The 26,389-nt window shown below is 42.1% G+C and carries 22 protein-coding genes and 3 pseudogenes; 14 read left to right on the top strand and 11 right to left on the bottom strand.

The annotated features are described in order from the left end of the window. Positions 1-42: 42 nt before the first annotated feature. From ICL16_RS11635 to ICL16_RS11595, 9 genes are all read right to left on the bottom strand, one after another. Entirely contained in the window at positions 43-480 is a 438-nt protein-coding gene (locus ICL16_RS11635; protein WP_238360734.1) for an ATP-binding protein, read from the bottom strand. Positions 481-549: 69 nt separating this feature from the next. Next, positions 550-879, bottom strand: a complete 330-nt coding sequence (locus tag ICL16_RS11630; protein WP_190827611.1) for an anti-sigma factor antagonist — start codon at positions 877-879, stop codon at positions 550-552. A 67-nt stretch (positions 880-946) separates the two neighbouring features. Continuing rightward, a complete protein-coding gene (gene glgX, locus ICL16_RS11625; protein ID WP_238360733.1) occupies positions 947-3,070 on the bottom strand; it encodes a glycogen debranching protein GlgX in 2,124 nt (707 codons plus the stop codon). Positions 3,071-3,138: 68 nt separating this feature from the next. Further along, entirely contained in the window at positions 3,139-3,576 is a 438-nt protein-coding gene (locus tag ICL16_RS11620) for an anti-sigma factor antagonist (protein ID WP_337906985.1), read from the bottom strand. Beyond that, positions 3,570-4,637: a methyltransferase gene (locus ICL16_RS11615; RefSeq protein ID WP_190827605.1), complete on the bottom strand. Its 1,068-nt coding sequence runs from the start codon at positions 4,635-4,637 to the stop codon at positions 3,570-3,572. Before ICL16_RS11615 ends, ICL16_RS11620 begins: the two co-directional genes overlap by 7 nt. 36 nt (positions 4,638-4,673) lie before the next feature. After that, entirely contained in the window at positions 4,674-6,491 is a 1,818-nt protein-coding gene (locus ICL16_RS11610) for an AGE family epimerase/isomerase (protein ID WP_202895504.1), read from the bottom strand. Between the two features lie 37 nt (positions 6,492-6,528). After that, positions 6,529-7,149, bottom strand: coding sequence for a DJ-1/PfpI family protein (locus ICL16_RS11605; protein WP_190827602.1), 621 nt, complete (start codon positions 7,147-7,149; stop codon positions 6,529-6,531). A gap of 78 nt (positions 7,150-7,227) precedes the next feature. Next, on the bottom strand, positions 7,228-7,794 hold the full coding sequence (locus ICL16_RS11600; RefSeq protein ID WP_190827590.1) for a hypothetical protein: 567 nt from the start codon (positions 7,792-7,794) through the stop codon (positions 7,228-7,230). A 17-nt stretch (positions 7,795-7,811) separates the two neighbouring features. Continuing rightward, the gene (locus ICL16_RS11595; protein ID WP_190827587.1) at positions 7,812-8,555 is read right to left on the bottom strand and encodes a VOC family protein; all 744 of its coding nucleotides are present in this window, start codon (positions 8,553-8,555) and stop codon (positions 7,812-7,814) included. Positions 8,556-8,994: 439 nt separating this feature from the next. On the opposite strand from ICL16_RS11595, the gene ICL16_RS11590 reads away from it, so the two are divergent. Beyond that, positions 8,995-10,398, top strand: a complete 1,404-nt coding sequence (locus ICL16_RS11590) for a PP2C family protein-serine/threonine phosphatase (protein ID WP_190827585.1) — start codon at positions 8,995-8,997, stop codon at positions 10,396-10,398. Positions 10,399-10,410: 12 nt separating this feature from the next. On the opposite strand, the gene ICL16_RS11585 is transcribed toward ICL16_RS11590, so the two are convergent. Then, complete coding sequence (locus ICL16_RS11585; protein ID WP_190827583.1) at positions 10,411-12,000, bottom strand: flavin monoamine oxidase family protein; 1,590 nt, start codon at positions 11,998-12,000, stop codon at positions 10,411-10,413. A 124-nt stretch (positions 12,001-12,124) separates the two neighbouring features. Beyond that, a complete protein-coding gene (locus ICL16_RS11580) occupies positions 12,125-13,099 on the bottom strand; it encodes a LysR family transcriptional regulator (protein ID WP_190827580.1) in 975 nt (324 codons plus the stop codon). Between the two features lie 126 nt (positions 13,100-13,225). Between ICL16_RS11580 and ICL16_RS11575 the strand changes: the two genes are divergently transcribed. The 13 genes and pseudogenes from ICL16_RS11575 to ICL16_RS11510 form a co-directional block, all read left to right on the top strand. Further along, positions 13,226-14,578, top strand: a complete 1,353-nt coding sequence (locus ICL16_RS11575) for an LVIVD repeat-containing protein (RefSeq protein WP_190827578.1) — start codon at positions 13,226-13,228, stop codon at positions 14,576-14,578. Positions 14,579-14,642: 64 nt separating this feature from the next. Next, entirely contained in the window at positions 14,643-15,401 is a 759-nt protein-coding gene (locus tag ICL16_RS11570) for a hypothetical protein (protein ID WP_190827575.1), read from the top strand. A 290-nt stretch (positions 15,402-15,691) separates the two neighbouring features. Then, on the top strand, positions 15,692-17,050 hold the full coding sequence (locus tag ICL16_RS11565; protein WP_190827573.1) for a S8 family serine peptidase: 1,359 nt from the start codon (positions 15,692-15,694) through the stop codon (positions 17,048-17,050). Between the two features lie 24 nt (positions 17,051-17,074). Continuing rightward, positions 17,075-17,470 (top strand): hypothetical protein, encoded by a 396-nt coding sequence (locus ICL16_RS11560; protein ID WP_190827571.1) that lies wholly within the window; start codon positions 17,075-17,077, stop codon positions 17,468-17,470. 235 nt (positions 17,471-17,705) lie between these two features. Next, a pseudogene (locus ICL16_RS47200) lies at positions 17,706-18,281 on the top strand (DUF4365 domain-containing protein). Further along, entirely contained in the window at positions 18,268-19,125 is an 858-nt protein-coding gene (locus tag ICL16_RS11545) for a hypothetical protein (protein ID WP_190827564.1), read from the top strand. The pseudogene ICL16_RS47200 and the gene ICL16_RS11545 overlap by 14 nt, the downstream one beginning before the upstream one ends. Positions 19,126-19,352: 227 nt before the next feature. Further along, complete coding sequence (locus ICL16_RS11540) at positions 19,353-19,934, top strand: tetratricopeptide repeat protein (protein ID WP_190827562.1); 582 nt, start codon at positions 19,353-19,355, stop codon at positions 19,932-19,934. A gap of 45 nt (positions 19,935-19,979) precedes the next feature. Then, positions 19,980-20,136: pseudogene (locus ICL16_RS11535) on the top strand (Uma2 family endonuclease); the annotation flags it as partial. A gap of 357 nt (positions 20,137-20,493) precedes the next feature. Further along, complete coding sequence (locus ICL16_RS11530; RefSeq protein ID WP_190827560.1) at positions 20,494-20,808, top strand: RNA recognition motif domain-containing protein; 315 nt, start codon at positions 20,494-20,496, stop codon at positions 20,806-20,808. 220 nt (positions 20,809-21,028) lie between these two features. Beyond that, positions 21,029-21,220 carry a 30S ribosomal protein S21 gene (gene rpsU, locus ICL16_RS11525; protein ID WP_190827558.1) on the top strand — a complete coding sequence of 64 codons (192 nt, stop codon included), beginning with the start codon at positions 21,029-21,031 and terminating at the stop codon, positions 21,218-21,220. Between the two features lie 63 nt (positions 21,221-21,283). After that, positions 21,284-21,370: pseudogene (locus tag ICL16_RS11520) on the top strand (Uma2 family endonuclease); the annotation flags it as partial. A 311-nt stretch (positions 21,371-21,681) separates the two neighbouring features. After that, a complete protein-coding gene (locus tag ICL16_RS11515) occupies positions 21,682-23,724 on the top strand; it encodes an AAA-like domain-containing protein (protein ID WP_190827556.1) in 2,043 nt (680 codons plus the stop codon). Beyond that, the coding region (locus ICL16_RS11510; protein ID WP_202895505.1) for an AAA-like domain-containing protein at positions 23,724-26,389 on the top strand (2,666 nt) is incomplete at its 3' end. The genes ICL16_RS11515 and ICL16_RS11510, both read left to right, overlap by 1 nt.

Raw genomic sequence — 26,389 nt, 5'->3', positions numbered from 1 at the left:
GAGCAAAATAATTCGTAATTAATAATTACGAATTACGAATTATCAATTACGAAATATTTTGACTGTACTCCTGTTTACTATAAAAATATTTCGATTTCGGTTGCCCACTCGTTCATAAATGAATTTATCCACGCCATGAATAGCCAGGTACACTCCTAATCCACCTACCTGCCGCTTGGACAATGGCTGATCGAGGTCATTGGGCATCTCTGTGTGGGTAGAATCATAAGGGGTACCAGTATCCTCCATACAGATGGTTAAAGCTTTTTCGTTTAATTCGGCTTGTAAATATAATACTCCTGACCGACCTGCTTCTTGATATCCGTAAACAATGATATTAGTAGCGATTTCGTCTACCGCCAACCGCAGTTTATATGAAGCTTTTTTATCCAAACCAGCTGCTGCTGCTACTGCCATAACGTAGTTGGCGATCGCTTTCAAAGAATCGAGAGAATTTGGTACAGTTAGTTGTTCCATCATAGTTATCTGTGAGCAAAAATACTCAACAAGGAAGGTGGGCTTCAGCCCACCCTTCGACAGGCAAAATTCCTATACGTGTTGTACGTTATATTCATCGAGCATCACTACACTATAGTGGAAGCCAGTATGCTCAATGGTATCCTTCACCATTTCCTGAGCGCCTACTATATAGATTTCAACCTTTGCTCCCATCTTTTGCTTTGCAAAGATTAATACCCTTAAACCAGCACTAGACATATATTCTAGGTCTTGCGCGAGCAAAACAAGACGTTTGACATTTTGCGTTGCCGCCTCCTCCACCTTCTCCTTAAACACTGGTGCGGTACTTGCATCCAGTTCTCCAGACAAAGTGATTTTAGCGATATCGTTGTTTGTTTCTAAAGTTGCGTTGAAAGTCATAGTTCGATTTTTGATTTGAGATTTGGATGGAATGAAAGTAAAAAGAAGGCAATTTAGCGTTTGGACATCATTTACCAACAAGGATGACGACAGAGCAGGAGCCTAAGAGTAATCCAGACTGATTCTCAAGTAACGGTTCTGTACCTGGTTCCCAGATGTCCTCTGGTGGAGTTGCGCCTGTATTGACGAACACATACCACTTCATGTCGTCTCGCAAGCCCGGAATTTCAAACCAGTGCGAACAAAAATGCATATTCATCGCCACATAAATGTAGTTGTCTTGAACTGTCCCTTGCTGAGCGTGTTTGCCACAGAGCAGAAAAGCTAGGACACGGCTATGCTCAGACCAGTCTGCATTCCAAGCTTGGGTACCATGCCAGGTAATATCAGCATAACCACTACCCACATAGTCAATATTACGGAAATGATACCGATTTCTCAGCACCGGATGAGCCATGCGGAAGGCAATGCAGTTTTTAACAAATCGAAATAGATTGGCATTGGATTCCAACAAATTCCAGTTCAGCCAGTTCAGTTCGTTGTCGTGGCAATAGGTATTATTGTTACCGCACTGAGTGCGTCCCATCTCATCCCCCATCAGAATCATCGGCACGCCCTGACTTACCATGAGCATGGCGATCGCATTTTTCATTTGCCGTTGACGCAAGGAAAGGATACTTTGGTCTTCAGTCCATCCTTCTGCACCACAATTCCAACTGTCATTATCATTACACCCATCATTGTTGTCTTCACCGTTAGCTTCGTTGTGCTTGTGGTGATAAGAAACCAAATCAGCCAAGGTAAATCCGTCGTGTGCTGTAATGAAATTAATCGATGTGGCAGGTCCACGCTCTGCCCCAGCATAAAGGTCTGGCGAACCCTGTAGTCGTTGTGCCATATCTCCTACCCTACCGGGATCTCCTTTGAGGAATTTACGAATACCATCGCGGTATTTACCATTCCACTCAGCCCAACGACCAAAAGCCGGGAAACTACCTACTTGGTACAGTCCGCCTGCATCCCAAGCTTCAGCAATCAGTTTACACTTAGCTAAAATTGGGTCGAAGGCAAGCAATTCCAGCAATGGTGGGTTAGCCAGTGGTGCTCCCCAAGGATCGCGTCCCAAGATAGAAGCTAAATCAAAGCGGAAGCCGTCGATGTGATATTCGCTTGCCCAATAACGCAGGCAATCAAGCACCATATTCCGAACAATTGGATTGTTGCAGTTAAGCGTGTTGCCAGTGCCACTAAAATTTAAGTAGTATCCATCCGGGGTAAGCATATAGTATATTTTATTGTCAAGCCCCCGGAAAGAAATTGTCTGACCGTACTCGTTACCTTCCGCTGTGTGGTTGAAGACCACATCTAGTATGATCTCAATGCCATTTTTGTGCAGCGCTTTGACGAGGGCTTTAAACTCATCAACCTGCATTCCCCATTTGCCCGAAGCGGCATAGCCAGCCTTGGGAGCAAAGAACCCTACGGTGCTATAGCCCCAGTAATTTAACAGTAATTGCCCAGTTTCTGAGTGAACGCGGCTGTTCTCAAACTCATCAAACTCATAAATGGGCATTAATTCAACACAGTTAACACCCAACTCTTTGAGGTAAGGGATTTTTTCACGGATACCTGCAAAAGTTCCAGGATGTTTCACACCAGAACAGAGATGACGGGTAAAGCCACGGACATGCATTTCGTAGATAATCAGGTCTTCTGGAGGGATTTCCAAAGGTCTGTCATCTTCCCAGTCAAAGTCGTCGAAAGCCAGCCGCGCACGATGTTGATAAATATTATTCCAGTCAGGAGGAGTTCCCCAGACATCCCGACCACCAATAATTTTGGCATAGGGATCTAAGAGAATTTTGCTTTTGTCAAACCAGTGACCTTCTTGAGGATTAAAAGGTCCGTCCATGCGATAGCCGTACTCAATGTTTTCGTAGTCCAAATCAAATACAACCATGCAAAAGACATTGCCGATCCGAAATTCTTTACAGAACGGAATTTCTGCCATTGGTTCAGGGGCGTGCTTTTTGAAAAGTACCAACGTACAGGACGTTGCCGTGCTGGAAAAAATCGAAAAGTTAACGCCTCCTGGTACTAGAGTGGCACCGAAAGGAAATGGTTTTCCTCTGCGTAGCTTAAAATTTTGATAGCTATGCGTTGGATGAATATCAATGCGTTCCATTAACATTGTAGTTCATCCTTTATTGTGGTTAAAAGCGATCTGTCGCATATGACATTTTCCGAAATTAAATACAATCATTTCAACACTTTTAATCCTGACTCAAGTGTTTCACAAGTTGTAAAAAAGTCGAGAAATCCAGTCACAGACATGATGTCTTGAATTTCTGACGAAAGTCCCACCAGTACTAGTTTCCCGTCTTGAGCATATGTTTGTCGGTATAGCGTCAATAGTATTCGCAAACCAGCACTAGACATATAAGAAACCTTGGTCAAATCTATAATAATTTTGGTACTTGGTAGGGCTAAGGGTAAAACCTTCTCTTGAACCATTGGTACTGTATTTGCATCCACTTCACCTGCCAGTTCTACTAACGTTACTTCTTCAACTGTCAGGGTTTTGATTTCCATATTTAAAAGTTCAAATGGTATTGTACTCAGAGCAAAAACTCTATCCACACCACTTTTTATAGGGCTTGGTGCTGAGTAGTATTCTTCATACTTAAAACTCAGCACTGTTCTTGTGCCTTTCGACCAGTAACAATGCTCCAATAGCCAAAGGTTGGTTTAACTTCGATATCAACAAACCCAACCTCTGCTAGCAGGGTGGATAACTCTAGACCTGAATATTCCTGTCCTCCAGCACACCATAACTGCATAATTACGTTGTACGCCGCTGTTGGGAATGGTCCTGTTAGGTCATCATTAAATAGCCACTGATGAATGATGATGCGTCCACCAGGTTCAAGACTATCAAAGCTTTTTCTGGTGAGAAAGCGGTTTTTCTCCAGGTCATAATTGTGATAAATCAATGAATAAAAGTGTAAATCAGCTGACGGGAAGGGGTCATTCCACATATCACTGACTTCTGTGCTAATCCTTTCTTGCAGCCCATACTGGGTAATATACTCTTGCGCGACTTCGCAAACTGGCGCAATGTCTAAAATCGTCGCTCTCAATTTAGACCATTTGAGAGTCGCACCAATGCTGTGAGCGCCAGAACCACCAGCAATATCCAGCATACGTTTATTGCTAGACAGGTTTAAAGTTTCGGGCCAAGCTAAAGCGGCAGCTACGCTAGCAGAATGCATAGCTCGTGTAAAAGTGCGGGTAAGTTCATCTTTTTCTTCCTGTTCGTGAACTTTATAGAGTGAGTCACCTTCGTAAACTACAGGAGCATCTGTCACAATGGCTTTCTTAATTCCCTCGTAGGAGAAAGAACTGGCGTTGGCAATCATTAAGTCTAACCAACCACAAAAAGAAGTGGGGCTAGTTTCCAGGAGATATTCACAAGCTACAGGAGTTAGGGAGTAGTATCCATCTATTAGTTGAATAAAACCCATAGATGAGCAGATGGATAAAAGCGCTCTTGCTGCTCGTGGTGCAAGGTTAAGGCTCTGACAAATTTCTTGCAAAGTGCGTGGTGTTTTTGCTAACAGTGGAAATAGTTTCAGTTCATGAGCAACTAACACTGTTGGGTGTCCGTGCAGACCTGCGATCGCGTCCCATACTTGTGTGCCATCTGTTAGTGGTTTGCTCAGAGTGTTAATTACAGGTTTATTAATTGCTTGGGTCATAATCTTACTCCTAGTTTTTAACTTTTTACTTTTGACTTAATTAGGGGCAATCTGCACTTTGACTCTTACTTGCTCTTGTGTTTCTGGTAGCTTCACTATCAAGTTTTGGGCGTCAAAGTTGGTGTAGATTTCTCCATTGATTTCACAAGCACCAATCTTGATACTGCCTGGGGGTAAAATATCTGGGGACACTCGCAGGAGGCGATCAGGAAATCCTCCTGGAGTGGGCTTGAAGTAAAAGTCCATTGGATTCTGATGAATCAGGAGATTACTGTAAACAGAAGCAAGATAACACAACTCAGTAGAATGATACGCACTCATTGAGTGTGAACCTTTGCGACGTTCATTTCCACTGACGAGATAGGGAATACCATTAGCAAGAACATTGAAATAGACACCACCGTCTTCTGTGTCTAAGAACCAAGCATTGTAAAAGGCAGCAGACTCACGTGCCAATCGGAGATGGTCTTCGTCTTTTAACAAACCAGCTAAAATGAAATAAGCTAAGATAGCTTGTTCTTGCTGCCACCAGGCTTTGCGATCGTGCCAAACAAAGCTATGAGTGGTTTGACCTGGTTCGAGAATGCGCTCAACTACGTCGTACCATCCGCCACGCTGCAAATCACTGCCAACCCCAGGCATGATTTGAGCAATTTTTTGTGCCAATTCAAGGTACTCATCTTTGTGTTTGAGACTGTACATCCGCATTAAGTTCCAAGCAATTTTGAGGTTGTGACCAACCACAGCGCGGTTTTGCTGCCATCCCCAAGTTGTATCAGCCGACCAATCTTCGTAGAAACGTTCTTGAACAAAAGGACTTTTTTCCCAATCCGGAAAACGTTTTGCGATGGTGTCAAAGGTATACTCCAGCATCTTGGCGTATTCTGGCTGACCTGTAGCCAGCCAAAGATTAATTAGGTAAGCTGGAGCATGGTCGCCAACAGAGTTCCAGTTCTTTTTCGCTTTGTTGCGACCCAAGGAATCGCTGTATGAGTTGAGAGTGACAGGGTCGATGTGAGAGAAGTAGCCACCATGTTCGCTTCGATCTAGGAAGAAGTCGTTAAATAGCTTGACAGTCAACTGGGCGTCGCTTAATATACGTGGGTCGCCCGTAATTCGGTAAGTTTGTATTGGACCTGCTAGGGCGTAAATCTGCTCGTAGGCTGGGATGGCGTAATAGTCATCACCAAATTCTGAGGCAAAGATTTTGTGTTCACGCTCACCCTGGACATCAATGCCGTGATACCAATAGACAATGCCTTCGTCTAAATCCACAAACCGCATATGTTCGCGCAGATATTCAGTGCCTTTTTCAGCAGCATCAAGAAATCGCTCTTCGCCAGTTAACATATAAGCGGTAGCAAACCCATAAACCATGCGTGAAATAGTATCGGTTTCTTGACGAAAATTAAAGATTTGCTTAGCACCAGCTAGGGTCAAGTCGGTACGATAGTTGCGGTAGTCAATTTCCTCTTCCCCAAACTGAGCTTTGAGGTAAAAACTTGCCAGCGAGTGAATCTGATTGATCCACCAGTGGGGTTTCTCAAAAACATAATCGTTTTCAGTTCGACCCACAAAAATAATTTGTTTGGCTTCAAATTTGGGGCTATCAGGATAAAAAATCCCATAGGTAAACAGATAGCGTCCTGGTACAAGCATTGACCTCATTGCACCAGTAGCATCTGGATAAGGCTCTTCGAGGTTTTGAACGAGTTTGGCATAAGTCATAGGACTCAATACTGCATGGAATTCCCTACCATCTGATGTTTTGATCCCAAAAATGTCATTTTCTGCGTCAAAATGAGTAACATACCCAGCGATTAAATCTGAAAAGGGAAAATTGATATTGGTCATGATTAATGCACTCCCAAGGAATGTATTTAACGGTCTGTTAAACGGTGATAGGTAATTTATCTTTCTTTTCCAGTTCCGCTAAAAAGGCTTGCAAAAACTCTTCAACAACTCCAGGATGTTGGGATGATATGAGGTTGCCATCTATATAAAGAGTTGCAGTTTGTTCGCCTTTATATATGATGGTTCCACCAGCATTTTCGACATCACAAATGATGTTGTGAGCACAAGTCACCTTACGACCTTTAATGAGTTCTGGATCTGCACAAAATAGCCACAAGCTATGGCAAATCGTGCCTATTTTCACATCACTCTCATCCATAGCTTTTACAGCTTGACGGAGAAACTCCACAGCAGGTGACTGGTTGGGTTGACCGAGTTTGGGCGCGACTTGATAGCGCAAGCGATCCATTGCATAGCCGCCGATGAGCATAATGCCTTTGTAATCAGTTGGATGGACATCCTTGAAATCAACTGTAACTGTCACTTCTTCTGTGTGGTCATTACCTTTAAAAGTAAGTTTTTCCTGATTCCAAAGATTGGAAATATATTCCACTTCGTATCCATGCTCTGGGAAGAATTCATTGAAGCGCCGATACTCTGTTTCATCAAAGTGTTCTTCAATGAGGACACCGATTTTGCCTTTGCTTCTAATTGTCATATCGTCTTGACTACCTTTCTAAAAGTGAACATAAGTTGACTGTTGACTGTTCATTGTCAACGGTCAACTGTCAACGTATTAGAGTTTGATTAAATTCAGGAGTTCATTAGATGCAAAAACATCACGGTAAAAAGTCAACTGCTCTGTTTTTAAGTAGACGCCTCCTCGATGACCGCGACGCAGGAAAGTTACGTTTCCCTTAGCAATTGTTTCGCCCGTTTCATCGTCTACAGACTTCCATTCAAAGAAGGTAACATCTTCATGAAACATAACTATTGGCCAGCACATCGACACCCCTGGTTGTGAAATCAATGCCCACCAATGTTTCTCTCGCTCTTGTTGTTCTGTTAAGCCGACATAGTAACCATCTTGGCATAAATAAACAAGGTCATCACGATATTCGCCTGTTAAGAGGTCACCGCGTCCCTGTCTCAATGCCTCACAATGAGTAGGCCACCATTCTCTATTCTCTTTCTCAATTTGTTTTGCAGTATAATCAGCACTAGTCGGTGGTAAAGTCAGTTCTTTTTTAGAAATAAATTCTTCAGACAACTGGATGAGTTTTTCCTTGATTTCTTCAGACACTAATCCAGGTTTGGAATAATCAGCAGCTAAATCTTTGTAGTAGTTAACTCTTTGACGCATGACTGTTTATCTCCTTTTTACACAGTAGCTTTTTGGTATTCTTGTTGTGCTGTTTCAAACAGAACTTTTGCTTTACGCAGTACCTGGTTAAATTCCAACTGCTCTCCATTAGGACCTTTGCAGTAAACCAGTGTCCATCCTTCAAAATCACCAAAGGAAGGTTCAAATAGTTTGCAAGAATTGTACTGAGAATTCGTCTCTTTCCTTTCTTGTTCTGATTTAACGCGAACAATACGGTTGCACTTTACTTGATCCATCCCACGTTTGTGACACTCTGCTTCCAAGTTTTTCACGAACTCATCCACATCCACATCGTCCTTTAAATAAAAGGAGATATGCATTGAGTTGATGCAAGCCGGACTGGAATATGGATTTTTCACTGGGAAAGCATCAGCACCGTTGGGTTGCGCTGATGCATCTCTGTATTGCAGAATTTCCAGGACAACATTCTCAAACTGAATGAAGTAAAGGTCAAGATTTTGCTCACCATCTCTGAGGTTCGGTATACCAATGGTTTTCGGCTCAACTCCAAGGGCGATCGCTTCAATCTCTTCTTTTTGAAGCAAAGTATTGTGCATAATCTCGCCGCTCAGACCGATTTCTGGAATGATGACTTTTCCACCCAACACTTCGGTATAAAATTCCAAGGCTTTTTTCATGTCCTCAACAGTGAGGCCAATATGATGAACTCCTCTCAACTGCTTGCTGATAGCAGAGGAAGCTTTTTGTTCAAACGAGCCAGCTATTTGTGCTACAGTCATAACTCTAGTCCTCTGAGTCGCTGGTTAAGTTAAACGCTATCGAGGTGAGAACCTTGCAAAAACATGGAAAGAAGTCAATCTCGATTCGTCTTATTTTCAATTTATGGTGGGTTGCTTAAATCCAAAGTGGCGGTTCAATTAAAAATTATTTATGAGGTTATCCATATAAGTATGCCGACTTGTATACCCTCCCTACTTAGTTAAATTTAGGATAAAAGTAGTTTAATTTTTGCTTATATTCAGTTAAAAAATTTTGTTAAATTGTTCTGACTTTTTTCCAGATTCTGTAGGTATACTCTAAAGAATAAAGATGATAAAATTAGTTTTATCGTTCTAGGCAAAAACTTATTTTTATGGTATTATGTTAGGCTAGTTTCAAAAAATTATTAATAGGATTTGCGGTTGAAAGCCTTAATATATATGAGATTATTGTGCTATTATGCTGATTCATCAGTTCCTAAACGCCTGTACTGAGTCATGTGAGGTTAGTAGCAACACTCAACCAACCCTTGGCGACTACCAAGAGCGTTTTCAAGATTTATTTGAGAGTCTTAAGTTAGAATCGACTCTGCAAGAACTGTCTCTGTATGATTTCCAAATAGATCTCTCATGTCCAGGGGAAGACCTAGCAAAGGCTTTTGAACAAAATCCGTTACTCCCTGGAGCAATTCTCACAGAGCAAGGTCAGTTTAAAGGGAAAGTTTCGCGGCAGCTATTCTTGAGAATTATTAGTCGTCCCTATGCCAGAGAGCTATTTTTGTGTGCTCCACTTAGTCGTTTGTATACCTATATTGAAACAGATGTACTAGTTTTTCCCAGCAATACGTTAATTGTCAAAGCGGCTAGTCGGTGTTTGCAACGTCCTCCGGAGTTACTTACCGAACCGCTAGTCGTAAAATTTGATCGTGAAGTGTATAAGTTGTTGGATGTACATCAATTACTGGTAGCTCAAGCTCAACTTCATAAGTTAGCAACGCATCTGATCAAGCAGCAAGCCGATCTACTTTCTCAAGCCAAAAGAGCACTGGATGATGAACTAGAAAAAGGCAGGCAGATTCAAAGAGATTTTCTGCCTACAGAAATTCCACAATTACCTAATTTGGAAATTGCAACCTGTTTCTATCCAGCTCGTCAGGTAGCAGGTGACTTCTATGACGCTTTCATGCTTCCTGGTGATTATCTAGGATTGGTCATTGCTGATGTTTGTGATAAGGGTGTGGGTGCGGCACTCTTTATGGCTTTGTTTCGCAGCTTAATGAGAATTTTTTCTGGGCAAACCAACTTATACGGATTGTCTATAGTTACTGACGATGAGGATTCGTGTTGTGATGTTGACGCACTTGATGCACCTGTTCTAGCTCAAATCAACGCCCTCAAAGCTGTTGAGTTGACGAACAACTACATTACCCAAAATCATGCTCAAATGGGTATGTTTGCCACGCTCTTTTTTGGAGTGCTAAATCCGGCTACAAACTCACTAGCCTACATCAACGCTGGGCATGAACCTCTGTTTGTCGTTAACTCTCAGGGGGTAAAGCAAAGTCTTAAACCTACTGGACCTGCAGTGGGAATGATCCCAGACATGAAGTTTAAAATTCACCAGGTTCAGCTCGAGCCTGGTGACATCTTAATTGGCTATACCGACGGGGTAACAGAAGCTCGTGCCCCGAAGGGTGAGTTTTTTACTCTTCAAAGACTGTTATCACTCCTAGAGCAGCCAACCTCATCTGTATCTGACTTACTGGAGCGCATTAAAACTAATTTGTTCACTCACATCAATAACGCAGCACAATTTGATGACATTACCATGTTGGCTGTGCAGTGGTTACCCCAAACAAGATAACTTGGCGTTTGATTAGTAAACACTCCGCCCAGAACGCAACCCCAAAGAACGCAGGATTTCTTTGGCGGCGGTTTCTCCTGTGCTACAACCACCTTCCATGTAACCTTGTGCCCCTTGTGAACAGTGTTCTCCAGCAAAAAAGAGATTACCAACAGTTTCTCCTTCAGATCCACCTATACTAGTTACCTGTCCAACTAAATAGCACGAATAAGAGCCGCGTGTGTACTCTTGTTTCAGCCATTCTGTGCGGATGGCATTCCCTTGACGCTCTTTAGTGATTCCTGGGAAAATCTGCTCTAATTGTGGTAAAAGTATTTGTGCTTGGGATAGGGGTGAACCTTTACTAATAGCTAAACCCTGTCGTCCACCAGTATAGTCGGTAATTACACCGCTCTTACCGCTTTGGTAACGGCTGGCTTCCCAAGTGTTTTGAAAGCCTGTGTCAGTAAATATTGCGGCTGTTGAGTTATAGCGATCGCGCCACACCCTTTTACTATACGCTGTGATTAACTTAGTATTTGTACCGTAACCTAATTGAGCGATCGCTCGCCTTTTCACTGGTGGTAAATTCACCCGCAATGATACTAAACGCAATGTACTAAATGGTAATGTGAGCAAAATCCGTTCATAAGTCCGCTCAAAAGTTCTATAACCAGAGCGAAGACTTACTTTGTAGCGACCATCAGGACGTGTGTTAATAGCTTCCAACTCAGTGCCAATTTCGATATGATTAGCTAAAGACTGTGCTAGTAAACGGGGTAGTTGGTCATTTCCACCAATAATTTGGTATTTTTCATCACTTTCACCATATACTTCAAATGTATTTGTATCAGTGCTAATCAGAAACAGTAAGTTTAGAGAAGTCTGTTCCTCTGGCTCTCGACCAAGTTCTGTGGTGAAAGCAATTCGGAGCATCTGCCGTAAAATTGGGTTGATATCAACTGAGTCTAAATAATCAGCTAAAGAAGTATTATCTAATACCGCAGTCGCCTGATTATAAGATTTATAACTTAAGGGTGCATCACCAATGGCAGCTAAATCTTGTTCAATTTTATTAGCTAAAGGGATAAAGTAATTAATAATTTCTGTTTCTGGTATTTTGCGTCCTTCAAAATACCAAGTTTGCCGTGTCAAACCTTCATCTGCTGCTAACAAATCGGCAGTTTGTAACCCAAGTTCTTGAGCAAGCGATCGCATGCTAGTATGACTAGTATCAATAAATTCTCCACCCACATCCACTGAGACAGAAGTACCACCCACATTAGGTAAACTCTGTATCCTGCCACCAACCCGATTTCTCCCCTCAATGATATCGAAAGGAACCCCTGCCTGTTTGAGTCGATAAGCAGCAGTTAGTCCGGCAATTCCCGCACCCACCACCAGCACTTTGGGAATCGTAGCAAATGCAACCGAATCACGTCCACTGGAAAGTACTGCTCCAACCGCACTTGCTAACGCCAAACCCCCGTATAGTAAACGACGGCGAGAGGTTCTTTGTTGGAAGATGTCAACTAACTCGTCTGTGGGAATTCCTGTTTTTACTGAAGCCCTTGCGACTTTGTAAGCTCGTCGCAACGATGTCATCAGTGGTGACCTAGCCATTTATTTTACCTCTATAAATATTACAATATCGTAGGGTGTGTTAACGTAGTGTAACGCACCATCATGAGTTTATGTGAGGACTCGTATGTGCCTATCCAACGTACTTGAGGCGATACGGAATACCTCAAACCTTGTTTGCGGAAATAATGATCTGTTGGTTGCTGCGTGTTGCTATTGACAGTGATTTCGATTCACTGTCAATATTTTTTAGTGCTGACTGATGAACAAGATCTTGAGTGACCTTGAGAAACTCCTGTAAGACGGGTGATGAATTATCGACTCGCCAAGCAGCAGCAAGTTGCAAGGTTAGAGTTGCTCCATCTAAAGCGCGGTAAACCACCTCCGAATTGATCAGGTTTTGAAGACTTGCAAAAACAAAGGAGATGCCAATTCCAGCAGCTACCCAGCCAATGCGGGTTTGACTCATTGCCACTTCTTGCACCACTTTGGGTTGAAAACCTGCTTGCTCACACAAACTCATGATTTGGTCATACAATACAGGTCCTTCATGTCGTGGATGTAAAATAAAGGGTTCGTTGGCTAATGCCTCTAATGGCAAATGTTTTAAAGCTGCTAAGGGATGGTATGCGGGCAAAACAATCATTAAAGCTTCTTCTAAAATAGGTTGGAGGTTTAAAGAATTCTCATTAATTGGAGGATAAAGGAATCCAACATCAACCTCGTTCTTCAAGAGAGCTTTCACCTGTTCGAGCGTAGAAATTTCTTTCAGGATAACTTCCACATCTGGATGTGTTTCACGGAAAATTTTGAGGATTTTTGGCAGCACGCTATGAAGAGCAGGAGATGCAAAACTGAGCTTAAGTTGCCCAACCTCTCCACGAGCTACACGTTTGGTTACCTGCACAGCATGAAGAGCCTGATCTAGAAGTCGGCGTGCTTCCTCCAAAAACACAACTCCTGCCTCAGTTAGTTGACAGGAGCGCTTTGTTCTGTAAAAAAGCTGTATTTCTAATTCAGCCTCTAGGCAATGAATTTGTTTGCTTAATGCTTGCTGAGTGACATACAACCGTTTAGCAGCGCGACCAAAGTGCAGTTCCTCGGCAACAGCAACAAAATATGTGAGATGTCGAAATTCCATAACGAATTAGTAACTCTAAGTTGTTAATTTACCCTTAAACAGCTGTTGGACAATCTTAAAACATTCCTTCTATTTTTGAAATAAGACGATTTTATTTTTGTAAAGCATACAACTATATATTTGGCAATGAAGCAAAGCATCAAAATTCTCTTGGCAGGTATTGCTATAGCAACTTGGATTCGACTTGCTCTAGTGTTGAGCGCTGGTTTTCTACTGCTAACAGTTATAGTTGCAACCATTGCACACGCTCAGCAGCTTCCTCAAGGAGCTTTGAGCAGCAATGTTCAAGCTGTGGGCTATAGTGACTTGAATGGAAAACCAGCCTTCAAAATGTCTATCACGGAACACCAAGGTCGTTGGTATCTCTACATGGGTCACTTCTGGCATCGGGGCTGGAGCATTGTGGATGTAACTAATCCGTCAAAGCCAAAGGTGGTCAAGTTTATTCCTGGACCTGCAAACACCTTTACAGGACAAATGGAACTGTCCGGGAATACGATGATCACTTCGTTGGAGAGGATTCTGCCTGGTTTTGGTGGAGAGCCTAATCAACCGTTTGATGAAGGAGTAGTGATCTGGGACATTAAAGAGCCGCTTAATCCGAAGCGGCTGGGTCAGTTTCGCACTGGTGGCACAGGTACACACCGTAACTTCTACGCTGGTGGACGGTATATGCATCTCGCTGCTGGGATGCCTGGTTACGAAGGAAACATTTATGTGATTGTTGACATCACTAACCCGGCTCGACCTGTGGAAGCGGGACGATGGTGGGTGCCAGGACAGCATACAGCAGCGCTTGAGAAACCTCCGGAACCTGAAATCTCACTACATGGTCCGCCATACGTGATTGGTAATCGAGCTTATCTACCATACGGTTCGGCAGGCATGATCGTTTTGGATATCAGTGATGTGTCCAAACCAAAGCAAATTGGTCGGCTAGACTTTAGCCCTCCGTTTCACTTACAGTTTGGAGCGCATAGCGTGCTGCCGCTGCCGTCCAAGGGGTTGGCATATGTCAACTCCGAAGACACTTCCTACGGAAAAGGACCTTTGCATCACGCTTCGATTGTTGATATCTCAGATCCAACCAACCCGGTTCTGCTCTCCACTATGCCTGAGCCAGTGCCGCCACCAGAGCTTCCCTATCGTGACTTCTTTGAGAAAGGTGGTTGGTCAGGTCCCCACAACATTAATCTATTACAGCACAATCGGGCAGTACAGAAGCAGGGCAACTTACTTTACATCGCACACTTTAACGCGGGACTTCGCATTTTCAACGTTGCGAATTCGCGCCAGCCAACGGAGATAGGCTTTTTCTTGCCGCCTGAACCGACAAAACGATTTGGTCCGATGCCCAAAGGACGCTTAGCTCTGCAAACAGAGGATGTACTAGTTGATACGAGAGGTTACATATACATTACCCATAAAAATCAGGGTCTTTGGATTCTCAAGTATACTGGACAACTGAGTCCTGGTTAATGAGGCTCCACCTATAGGTTAAGGTGCGTTACACTGCATTAACGCACCCTACCAAGGTTTTGTTATGGTTTTTCAAGTTAGTATCCCTGAGGGAGTTGGAGAGCGTTGGCAGCACACATTGGATTTGGTGAATGCAAAAGTTAACTCTCTGTCTCTTGGCGCTCAGCAAGTTAAGGAGTCTTTGCAGCAAACAGCAACTGGGGCAAGCGATCGCGCTATTAACTCCGTTACAACAACTTTACAACAGTCTTTGCAATCTGCTGAACAAATTAAGAGTACTACAAAAGATGCAGTACAAACAGCCATTACTTCTTCTGTAGATAACTGGCTAGTTGAACATCCGGCAATTTTTCGTTTTCTACAAATACTAGGTTGGGGGGTTAATCACCCAATTATCAGTGCGGTAATTCTGCTAGTCTCGCTAGCTCTGCTTTGGACTACAATCAAAGTAGTTGGTAGTTGGATTGAATCGGCAAGTCTATCATTACTGCAACTTCCTTTTAAATTACTTCAAGGTTTATTTAAAGTTACCTCCAAAGGGTTCTCTTGGATGTGGAGAGTAGTTAAACAAGCAAGCAATAAAACAAGTGATATAGTAGAAGCCTTACCTCAATTACCCTCTCCACCTTTGCAGCAGAAGCAACAACGGTTGGCAGAGATTTCACAAAGGCTACAGGAAATTCACACAGAGCAAAATTATCTGATGCAAGAAGCCGCAGAACTTTTGGCTTCAAACGCAGCAGAGACTTTTCATGGAACGTCTCTACAGATTAACGATCCTGAATTAAAAAATGTCAGAACATTAAATCATCTATTACCTTAAATATAGTATATCCTTTGGTTGTGCTTCTACCTCTTTTGGTATAATTAAATACTTTTCACAGTATTTTTAAGTAAAAATACGATATGTTACGATGGATGTCTCATAACGCAGGGTGCTATGGGTTGGGGTAGGCGAATGCATTAATCCCACAAATTAAACACCGATTTTGTAGAGAGGTTCCGGCGGAACGTCTCTACATTCGCGTAATATTAGCATTCTTCGGACACAAAGGTAAATATTAAATCCGTCTACTTACACTAGTTGAAAACCTAAACAATAAACTAAAAACTATGAGTATCGAAAATAAAATCTCACCAGCGTTTGAACCATTTCTTGCCGATCTTGAGGAAGATGAAAAACGGGATGCAATAGTAATTTACCATACCCCGCAAACAGAAGGTCTGCCGCCACGAGGTCGTTTGCGTGAAGCCAAGAGGCGGATGTTCGAGGTTCAACAACAAGTTGCAATTCAAAAAGCTGTACAAGAAGAAATTTTTGACCACTACCAAGAAGCTAGTCGCGATCTGGGTTATCATGATGAACCATTGGAGGTTTCTGCGATTGGATCGGGTACTTTACCAGTGGCTACGGTGGAAGTAACTCCCAAAACTTTAGAAGCTTTAGCAGAACAACCTAATGTAGTAGCAATTTTACCAAATCAGCAAATACGTCTGATTCAACCGCGTAAAATCGAATATTCTGATTTAATTAGGACCGAAAGCGAAGATCAACTAACTTGGGGACTAAAGCATTTGGAGGTTCCTAAGTTGTGGGAAACGACCAAGGGAGAGAATATTAATGTGGCTGTGTTGGATACGGGAGTGTATGCTGCTCATCCAGCACTAAAAAATCGTGTCAAAAAATTTGTCGTCATCGATCCTTTGGGTAGACGAATTACTGCGTCTCCACCTTTTGACAGTGGACAGCACGGTACACATGTATGTGGCACAATTGCAGGTGGGCAAGCAGCGAAAGGTATTTCTATCGGGGTTGCGCCAGAAACAAATTTGTTAGTTGCTGGTGTGCTGATTGGTGATACTACTCTAAGAACCTTGTTAGAAGGAATTTCTTGGGCAATAGAAAAAGGTGCTGACATTATTAATATGTCTTTGGGCTTGTACTACTATGAGCCAATGTTTGCCGAAGTTTTGGATATATTAATCGAGCAGTATGGTATTCTACCTGTAGTGGCGATCGGTAACGAGAACCATGGAAATACTAGTTCACCAGGGAATATTCATAATGCCTTTTCAGTAGGAGCAGTGGAAAAGTTGCCCCAAAATAAAGTTGATGTTGCTTTCTTTAGTAGTGGAGCGAGTTTAGTATTTCCTGAACAAGAACCGAATAAATTAGTTACAAAACCGGATGTAGTTGCCCCTGGAGTTCAGGTATACTCATGCATACCACCAACTAAAACACCTGACGGAACCTACGCATACAACTATATGGACGGAACTTCTATGGCAACTCCCCATGTGGCTGGGGTTGCAGCTTTATTAATGGCAGCTAATCCCACTGCACCCGTAACTGATATCATAAAGGTACTCAAGGAAACGGCAAAACACCCAGTAGGTTCTCAGCGGTTACAAGATAATCGCTGGGGATGGGGATTAATTCAACCTACTGAAGCGTTGAAAGCTCTTAGTTGAGGGCAGTCAGGGATCGCACACAATATGTATCAACATAACCTATTTAATGGGAATAAGATCAGCTCTGAGTTTGCACATCGATTAAGTTGTTTACAGCCACAACAGAAGGTTCGCGTTGTTGTCATGCTCAAGTTTGACAATGGCGTGTTTAACTCTGTCAATCGTCGTCAATCTCCATCTGAGCGAGTAGCAAAGGTGGAAGGAATACGCACAGGGGCAAAGCAGGCTCTGAGTTATATTCGGAAGATCATTCAGGATTTCGGCGGTAAACAACTTGCCGAAGATCCGAATGCGCTGGGAACTATTCCAGTGGAAATCTCGGCAGCAGGTGTTAAAGCACTTGCTCAATCAGATGCGGTTAAAGCCGTAATGGAGGATCAACAAATTTATCCAGGAGATGGGTTTGACACTTACTACTAGCCTACTTCTTAAATTGCAGAGCCATTGCCGACGACTTTAGCACTAATGCTTTCTAGGCAATGGTATCACTTTCCGGATAAATTTGCCAACATAGGCAAGACTTTAACAATTTTTTACCCCAGGAACCTTTCACTTTCATGTGCGTCTACCATTTAATTAGGGTCAAGAAAAATACGACTCATAAGATTTATATAAATACATTAAAAGGAGAGTATTCAAGTTACTACTTGAAGGGATGGATGAAAACAGTAAAAAAGAAGAATTCAGTTATGGATATATTCATACATTAGCATCAGCATGTGGATATATAACAATAAGGTCAGAAAGACCATTAGATAATAGAGGCATAGATTTAGAAATTATAGGTTCAGAATTAGAAAACGGAGAGGCACCTAGAATAGCAGTACAAAATAAATGTACAACTTTAAAATATTTTTATGAAGAATAAAGATATTTTAAGTATGACTTAGAAGTTAAAAATTATAATCAGTTGAGAAAAAAATCTATAGATCCTGTAATTTTAATTATAGTTATAGTACCAGAAGAAACAACTAACTGGATAAGTGTAGATAAAGAACAACAAGAAACGTTATTGAAGAAATGCGGATATTGGGTATCTTTAAAAGGAGAGAAAGAAACTCAGAACAAAGAGAAAATAAGAATAAAAATTCCAAAAGAGAATGTACTAACGCCGGAAGCATTAAAAGGAATCATGAAAGAATCGTTAGACTATAGAAAAAGACTCCTTGGATTAGACCTAATAACAGAGTATACAACAGAGAGGCAAACAAGAGAAAATGATACCATATAAAATAGACACAGAATTATTTACAAATATATCCCTTAACAAAATATTAATGTATCTTGAATACAAAGGATGGAAAAAACAGAAGGAGGTAGAGGGAATAGCATCAGTATGGTCTTACATAAAGAAAGATAAAAAAATAAGTGTGCTTGTACCACTAGATAAAGAATTCGCTGATTTTGAAATAAAAATGGAGGAACTGGTAACTGTATTAGCAAAAGTAGAAGAAAGACATAAAACAGAAATTTTAAAAGCTTTAGAAAACACATCATCAATTGCAAAAGAAAAAAACAGAGAAGTAATAGATATAAAAATACAGTTTTTAGAAAAAAATCAACATGAGGTGTCGGCAAAAGAGATAGGAACAGTTTTAACATCTCTGCAAGATTTTTTTTGCTCGATAGAAAGTTTAAAAAGTGAAACGGTGAGAAAAAGATTTGAAAAAAATAGTAGAAAATCTGAACTAGAATTATCATTAATAGACACATTTCAAGGATCTTTTGGGATAAGAGTTGCTTTACCAGAACATAGGCAGCCAGATTTATTTGAAAATTTAGTAGCGGAACAAGCAGCAGAAAGTTTCATTGCTCTTATACAAGTAAGCAGCAATGATAATTATGAGATTTTAAGAAAAGAAATTGAAAAATTACCGGATGAACCGTTAGTTAAATTCAAAATTTTAATAAAAAGTTTTATGGAACTAGACTCAGATTTAATTATAGAATGGGGGTCGGTAAACCCAGAAAAGGGAGCAATCACAAAGTTGCCGCTTCATAAAATAGTACAAGCTTTTGAAATAGTTAGTAAAGTAGAATTAGAAAGAATTAAACTCCTTATAGATCCGAGGTAGTTAAAAGATTAATAGTAGGAGGAGTAGGATAAAAAAAGGAGAAAGAATATTTATCTGAATTGATAAAAAAATGACACAGAGTATAAAGGCTATCTTTTACAAGAATTAATTAATAGTGTAGACAAATAACGGTACTGTGTTATACCTTCGTTTTCCCTAACTTCTGCTGTGTAATGCTAAGTTGTACTGAATAGTTAAGTTACAACACAAGCAAAGACAAGGCGTATATGATTTGTTCTACTGATGTTTTCAAAAGCATGATTTTGCAAGAGTTCTTGCTAGAAGATAGGTTGCGATCTGAGTACAATTATGCAGAGGTAGCTTCTTGGTTGGGAAATCTTGTGAAAGTGCCTGCTAGCGTTGCGGTTGAACAATTCTTGGCAAGCGGTGTACTGGTATTCGTTAATGCTGGACTTACTCAAAAAGCAATCGCCGAACTAGTTAAAGTTAAAAATACCACGTTAGTAATAAGAGCGGTAGCAGACGTGTTGGCATCCTGCAAATCTGATGAAGACAACTACAAGTCTTGCTGCCGCAGCGCCTTATGTCATGCTATTCAGGGTTCCTACGATTGGGCATTTGGTGCTTTAAGAGTGGCAGCATCGAAAAATGATAATTGGGCAAGGCATCACCATTTATATGGATTGATTCATGGTGCAAAGGGAGACAATGAACGTGCGCTTTTTGAGTTGGAGAAGGCACTGGCTGCTGAACCATATGCTGAACCAAGAAAACGTATTGAACAAGCACGCCAAGTAGTACAGTTTTTATTTATAGATTTGCCGCAACCCCAGCATGTCATAGTCTAAAGTGAAAATTATAGTAGATGACCCAGTTGATGAGGTGTAAGCTGAATGTTTGCTGTTGTCACACCGGAGAAAATCCAGTTACCTCCAGGGGCAGTTAGTAGTCAACTGTAGTTGGCAAGACTATCAAGTACTGTGTCAGCAACTAGGCGATCGCTCGATCCCCCGCATTAAATACCGCCCCGGAGAGATTCTGTTGATGGCTATTGAAGCAATTAACGAGTGCTTACAAATTGCTCAGCGCAATACAAGTACCGCTATTCGGGAGTTGCGAAACAAATTAAAAAGCCCGTGACGAGGATTGAAGGAGCGCTCGCCGCCTTACCAAGGGTGTGCAAAAACCTTCTATAACAATTACTTATCAGTATTTCACTTGGCTTTGAGGTTGATGTAATCATTAAATTTTGCGTGCCGATGTAGTATATGGGATGGTAAGCACAACCTGTTCATTCCATGTTATGATAATCGAAGATTATTTTCGGTTATCTAGTTTGTGTTTACTTATTTACAAGCTTTTCTCCGAATCTAAATCTCTACATCATTTAGTTTTGGAGATGTTTTTATGTCAATTTATGTAGGTAATCTTTCTTATGAAGTTGGAGATGAAGACCTAAAGCAAGTCTTTGCAGAATATGGTACTGTTAAAAGCGTTCAATTGCCCAAAGACCGGGAAACTGGTCGTTTGCGTGGTTTCGCTTTTGTAGAAATGGGAACAGATGCAGAAGAAGCAGCGGCGATTGAAGCCCTGGACACTGCTGAATGGATGGGACGTAACCTCAAGGTTAATAAGGCTAAACCGCGTGAAGATAGAGATTCTTTTGGTGGTGGTAGACGCTCAAACAATAGTGGAGGAGGGGGATACTCTCGCCGCTACTAAGTTTTGAGGGGAAATATTGGGAAATTTGATACTCTTGAAGCTACTAAGCTTTGAGATAAGTCCCAGCTATTGCTCCAATCGTTTCATCCCAAACAAATAATTTAAATTTTGGGTATTATGGGCAGATCCTTTTTTGTCTGCCCTTTTTTACTTAAATTTCACTGCGATTGTTTATACCCAGCTTGTTGCCATCAATTAAGTTAATCAACTAGGAGAGAAAATGACCCAAATAATTATGGGCGAAAATGAAGGGATTGAGTCAGCTTTACGTCGATTTAAGCGAGAAGTTTCTAATGCGGGGATTTTTTCAGATATAAAGAAACATCGTCATTTTGAAACTCCTTTAGAGAAACACAAGCGTAAAGCTAAGGAAGTTGCTAAGTCTAAGCGGTATAAAAGACGTTCCCGTTAGATTGCTAACACAACTCCACAAAAAAAGCAAACATTGCTCAACAGTAGCACTAGGCAAGCTCGTCAGCAACTGGGCGATCGCTCGATCCCTCGCATTAAATACTGCCCCGGAGAGATTCTGTTCATGGCTCCCTTACCAGATCATGGACGCAAAGGGCGATCGCCACATCATTCAAACTAACAGTCGCTATCCCAACATTTTCCGTTAAAACGGACTGAAAATCAACAATTTAGTCGGTTAAAACCGACTTGAGCTATAAGCCTAGAACTTCAGTTCTAGGCGGATTGCGGAAGAATGAAATAGCCCTGAGATACCCCCATATAATTAATTGTTAAATTTATTTAATTACACTTAGAAAATATTAATATTTAATGTATGCTATTTTAGCAAAATGCACAAACTATTAATTACTCATTAGTTTGACTGGTTAGCAATTTAGCTCTTGGAGTACGAAAATCCATATGAGCCAAGACCCTTTAATTGGAGAAAAGCTTGGAAATCGCTACGAAATTACTAAACTATTGGGCTGCGGGGGGTTTGGCAATACCTACTTAGCTAATGATTTGCACTTACCAGAAAAACCACAATGTGTTGTCAAACATCTCAAACCAAAAAACCCAAATCCTGCTACGGTGTCAATCGCTCAAAGGTTATTTGAGAGGGAAGCACAAACTCTGTATCGGTTAGGCAAGCAGAACAATCAAATTCCCGAACTTTTTGCCCACTTTGAAGAAGGTGGGCAATTTTATTTGGTGCAAGAATATGTTGAAGGACATGACTTAACAAAAGAAATTATTCCAGGCTCACCCAAGAGTGAGCAAGTTGTCTTTAAACTGTTGAAGGACATCTTGGAAGTTTTGGCATTTGTTCATCAAAACAACGTCATCCATCGGGATATCAAACCACCGAATTTAAGGCGGCGGCGCAAAGATGGGAAAATTGTGCTGATTGACTTTGGGGCAGTTAAGGAAATCAGTGCTTTGGGAATTAATAATCAGGGGGAAACAAGTCAGACAGTGGCAATCGGTACTCTTGGTTATATGCCCGCCGAACAACAAGCTTTTCGTCCCTATTTCAGCAGCGATATTTATGCAGTTGGGATCATTTGTTTTCAAGCATTGACAGGGTTAGAACCTTTAAATCTACCGCGAGACTTCCACACAGGCGAGTTGCATTGTGCTTTATTTAGTGAGTGCGCCCAGCTCAACCCAAGTTTTAAAGAAGTTTTAGATAAAATGGTGCGCTTTGATTATCGTCAGCGTTACCAAGATGCTTCTGTTGCGCTACAAGCCCTCCAGTCACTGCTCAACATTTATCAGGTATCAACTAGCGTTCAAACCTCACCAACAAGTTCTTTGTTGTCGCCTTCGCAACCTTCACTTTTAGCGCGGATTCTCCAAGCGATACGGCAACTGTTTGATGGAGGTGAAACAGCAAGGAGCAAGCAGCCTAATATTATACCACAATCAACACCGCTCACTCAAAGTTGGGAGCAACCAGAAGGACAAGTCAGTCTAGACTCTGCCTTTTATGTGGAGCGTTCCCCGATTGAGGCAGACTGTTATGAAACAATTTTACAACCAGGGGCACTCATTCGGATTAAAGCTCCCCGGCAGATGGGGAAAACTTCACTTCTAACACGTATTCTCCACCATGCCCAGAAACAAGGTTGTAAAACTGCATACTTGAACCTTCAATCAGCGGATGCAGAGTCTTTCACCAGCCTGGATAAATTCTTGCAGTGGTTCTGTGATAGCATTACTGATAAATTGAATCTAACGAATAAGCTAACTGACTATTGGCAAAGTGTTCTTGGTAGCAAGAGCAAGTGTACAAACTACTTTCAAAAATACCTGTTATCAACAATTACTAGTCCAGTGGTTTTAGGTTTGGATGAAGTCGATCAGGTTTTCCAACATCCTGAACTTGCTGCTGACTTTTTTGGATTGCTACGAGTTTGGCATGAGATAGCAAAGAATGAGGAAATTTGGAAAAAACTGAGATTGGTAATTGTGCATTCCAAAGAAGTTTACATTCCTTTGAATATTAATCAGTCACCTTTTAACGTGGGATTGCCAATCGAGTTACCAGAGTTAAATCAGTCACAAGTGCAAGATTTGGTGCAACGACACAAGCTTGATTGGAGTCAGGCGGAGGTAACGCAACTCATGGCAATGGTGGGCGGACATCCTTATTTAGTCAGGCGATCGCTTTACGAAATTGCCCGTGGTAGGATTAGTTTGCCGCAATTGTTACAAACAGCACCTACTGAAGCAGGAATGTTCAGCGATCATCTACGTCGCCATCTATCAAACTTACAAGAAGATGCCAATTTAGTGGCTGCCATCAAACAAGTCATTGCATCTCCTCAACCAGTAAGGATAGAGACAGGGTTGGCATTTAAGTTACGTAGTATGGGCTTGGTGAAATTCCAAGGTAATGATGTGATGCCTTTATGTGACTTGTATCGGCAGTATTTTGGCGATCGCTTGGGGGTAAGCTGATGAATGGAAAGCAACTGATTTGGGCAAACCACCCATCCTACCAATATCAAGTCGGGGGGAGTCTGCCGATTGAAGCCCCTACCTATGTAACGCGGCAAGCAGATTATGACTTTTACGAAGCCTTGAAAGCAGGAGAGTTCTGTTATGTGCTTAACTCCCGGCAAATGGGTAAATCAAGCTTGCGAGTAAGAACTATGCAACGGTTGCGGGCAGAGGGCATAGCTTGTGCTGCTGTTGATATTACAGCTATTGGTGCATCGGATACCACTCCAGAACAGTGGTATGCAGGAGTAATTGATAGGATAGCGAACAGTCTCAATTTATCTGAAAAATTTGATTTAGACAACTGGTGGTTGAGTCATGCAAAGCTATCTCCTGTGTTACTATTTAGCAAGTTTATTGAAGAAGTTTTACTGAAGTTGATTGAGCAAAACTTAGTGATTTTTGTAGACGAAATCGACAGTATTCTCAGCCTCAAATTCAACTTAGATGATTTTTTTGCTGTTATCCGTGACTGTTATAATAATCGAGCAGATAAGTTGGAATACCGACGACTCACGTTTGCCCTGCTGGGGGTGGCTACTCCCTCAGATTTGATTCAAGACAGGCGACGCACACCATTTAATATTGGTAGAGCCATTGAATTGACTGGCTTTGACTTACAATCAGCTAAACCGTTAGCTCAAGGTTTGGCAGTTAAAGCTACCAATCCCAAAGTTGTGTTGCAAGCAGTATTGGATTGGACAGGGGGACACCCATTTTTGACACAAAAAGTTTGTAAGCTAATTCAAACTGTTGATGATCCCATTCCAGAGCATGGCGTTACACAATGGGTAGAGCAGTTGGTGCAAAGATTGGTAATTTCTAACTGGGAGGCACAGGATGAACCAGAGCATTTGAAGACGATACGCGATCGCATTTTACGGAGTGGCGGACAGCGTACAGGTCGTCTACTAGGATTATATCAGCAATTGCAACAAGGTGCGATCGCCGCAGATGGTAGTCTTGAACAAATAGAATTGCGGCTATCAGGATTGGTAGTTAGGCGTGAGGGGAAGTTGAAAGTTTACAACCGCATTTATGCAGAAGTTTTTAATCAGAGTTGGCTGGAAAAAACACTGGCAGATTTGCGCCCTTATGCAGAAGCACTGACAGCTTGGGTAGATTCGGGTTATCAAGATGAATCGCGCTTATTGCGGGGGCAGGCGTTGCAGGAAACCTTGAAATGGGCGGATGGTAAAAGTTTGAGCGATGAAGATTATCAGTTCATATCTGCCAGCCAAAAATTAGAATTAACCTCCGCGCAACGCAGATCCAAGCGGCAAATTCTAGTTGGGAGTACAATATTGGCATTGTCCGTAATTGGGGCAAGCATCGCCTTGGGATTAGCAGGCATAGCAAATCAACAACGGGAGCAGGCAAATCAACAACGGGAGCAGGCAAATCAACAAAAACTTTTTGCTGAATCACAACGGGAGCAGGCAAATCAACAAAGAAGTTCTGCCATATTAGAACTAAATAAGGCAAAACAAGCAATCCAGAAAGCGACTCAGGATAAAATAGTTGCCAACAAACAAGCGGAAAAAGCCAAAGGAGTACAGCAGCAAGCAGAAGAGAATTTCAGAGTTGCACAAGGAAAACAGCAACAGGCAGAAAAGAAAGTTGAACAATCGGAACTACAATTAGCTGATGCTAATAAGAATCTGCAAAGTGTCAAGCAAGAGGCGGTACAGAGAACTAAGGAAGCACAACAAAAAGTAAGTTTGGCAGAGAAAAAAGCAGGTCAAGCACAAGAACAAGTTGTGCAAGCTCAAACACAAGTTCAAACAGCGCGATTAAGCCGGCGACAAGCACAAGCAGCACAAACACAAGCCCTTAAAGAAGCAAAAGAAGCACGGGAAGGCACTAGCCTGGAACAGGCAGGGGTGACTGCATTACGTCAGTTTGAGTTTCAACAAATAGAAGCATTACTGTCAGCTATAAATGCAGGACAAAGGTTGAAAGAACTGGTTAAAGACGGACGCCCTGTAGAAAAATATCCAGCCGCCAGTCCCATTCTGGCTTTACAAACAATTCTCGACAACATCCGAGAGCAGACTCAACTCCAAGGGCATCAGCGCAGTGTCAAAAGTGCCAGTTTTAGCCCGGATGGACAGCGCATCGTCACCGCATCAGATGACAACACTGCGCGGGTGTGGGATTTATCCGGCAAGCAGCTAGCCCAACTAACTGGGCATCAGCGCAGTGTCATCAGTGCCAGTTTTAGCCCAGATGGACAGCGCATCGTCACCGCATCATCGGACAAAACTGCCCGAGTGTGGGATTTGTCCGGCAAGGAGCTAGCCCAACTGACTGGGCATCAGGACGTTGTCTACAGTGCCAGTTTTAGCCCGGATGGACAGCGCATCGTCACTACATCATTTGACGACACCGCCCGGGTGTGGGATTTGTCCGGCAAGGAGCTAGCCCAACTGACTGGGCATCAGGACTATGTCATCAGTGCCAGTTTTAGCCCGGATGGACAGCGCATCGTCACCGCATCAAAAGACAACACCGCCCGGGTGTGGGATTTATCCGGCAAGCAGCTAGCCCAACTGACTGGGCATCAGTACGGTGTCAAAAGTGCCAGTTTTAGCCCGGATGGACAGCGCATCGTCACCGCATC

Origin of the sequence: Iningainema tapete BLCC-T55 (assembly GCF_014698965.1) — a bacterium.
Lineage (GTDB): Bacteria > Cyanobacteriota > Cyanobacteriia > Cyanobacteriales > Nostocaceae > Iningainema > Iningainema tapete.
The sequence above is the reverse complement of the archived record's forward strand: the minus strand, read 5'-3'. Positions and strand labels throughout refer to the sequence as shown.

Excerpts from the sequence above, each read along its gene's own strand:
- ICL16_RS11635 (WP_238360734.1), bottom strand. The coding sequence starts at position 480 with ATGATGGAACAACTAACTGTACCAAATTCTCTCGATTCTTTGAAAGCG.
- ICL16_RS11630 (WP_190827611.1), bottom strand. The coding sequence starts at position 879 with ATGACTTTCAACGCAACTTTAGAAACAAACAACGATATCGCTAAAATC.
- glgX (WP_238360733.1), bottom strand. The coding sequence starts at position 3,070 with ATGTTAATGGAACGCATTGATATTCATCCAACGCATAGCTATCAAAAT.
- ICL16_RS11615 (WP_190827605.1), bottom strand. The coding sequence starts at position 4,637 with ATGACCCAAGCAATTAATAAACCTGTAATTAACACTCTGAGCAAACCA.
- ICL16_RS11610 (WP_202895504.1), bottom strand. The coding sequence starts at position 6,491 with ATGACCAATATCAATTTTCCCTTTTCAGATTTAATCGCTGGGTATGTT.
- ICL16_RS11605 (WP_190827602.1), bottom strand. The coding sequence starts at position 7,149 with ATGACAATTAGAAGCAAAGGCAAAATCGGTGTCCTCATTGAAGAACAC.
- ICL16_RS11600 (WP_190827590.1), bottom strand. The coding sequence starts at position 7,794 with ATGCGTCAAAGAGTTAACTACTACAAAGATTTAGCTGCTGATTATTCC.
- ICL16_RS11595 (WP_190827587.1), bottom strand. The coding sequence starts at position 8,555 with ATGACTGTAGCACAAATAGCTGGCTCGTTTGAACAAAAAGCTTCCTCT.
- ICL16_RS11590 (WP_190827585.1), top strand. The coding sequence starts at position 8,995 with ATGCTGATTCATCAGTTCCTAAACGCCTGTACTGAGTCATGTGAGGTT.
- ICL16_RS11585 (WP_190827583.1), bottom strand. The coding sequence starts at position 12,000 with ATGGCTAGGTCACCACTGATGACATCGTTGCGACGAGCTTACAAAGTC.
- ICL16_RS11580 (WP_190827580.1), bottom strand. The coding sequence starts at position 13,099 with ATGGAATTTCGACATCTCACATATTTTGTTGCTGTTGCCGAGGAACTG.
- ICL16_RS11575 (WP_190827578.1), top strand. The coding sequence starts at position 13,226 with ATGAAGCAAAGCATCAAAATTCTCTTGGCAGGTATTGCTATAGCAACT.
- ICL16_RS11570 (WP_190827575.1), top strand. The coding sequence starts at position 14,643 with ATGGTTTTTCAAGTTAGTATCCCTGAGGGAGTTGGAGAGCGTTGGCAG.
- ICL16_RS11565 (WP_190827573.1), top strand. The coding sequence starts at position 15,692 with ATGAGTATCGAAAATAAAATCTCACCAGCGTTTGAACCATTTCTTGCC.
- ICL16_RS11560 (WP_190827571.1), top strand. The coding sequence starts at position 17,075 with ATGTATCAACATAACCTATTTAATGGGAATAAGATCAGCTCTGAGTTT.
- ICL16_RS11545 (WP_190827564.1), top strand. The coding sequence starts at position 18,268 with ATGATACCATATAAAATAGACACAGAATTATTTACAAATATATCCCTT.
- ICL16_RS11540 (WP_190827562.1), top strand. The coding sequence starts at position 19,353 with ATGATTTGTTCTACTGATGTTTTCAAAAGCATGATTTTGCAAGAGTTC.
- ICL16_RS11530 (WP_190827560.1), top strand. The coding sequence starts at position 20,494 with ATGTCAATTTATGTAGGTAATCTTTCTTATGAAGTTGGAGATGAAGAC.
- rpsU (WP_190827558.1), top strand. The coding sequence starts at position 21,029 with ATGACCCAAATAATTATGGGCGAAAATGAAGGGATTGAGTCAGCTTTA.
- ICL16_RS11515 (WP_190827556.1), top strand. The coding sequence starts at position 21,682 with ATGAGCCAAGACCCTTTAATTGGAGAAAAGCTTGGAAATCGCTACGAA.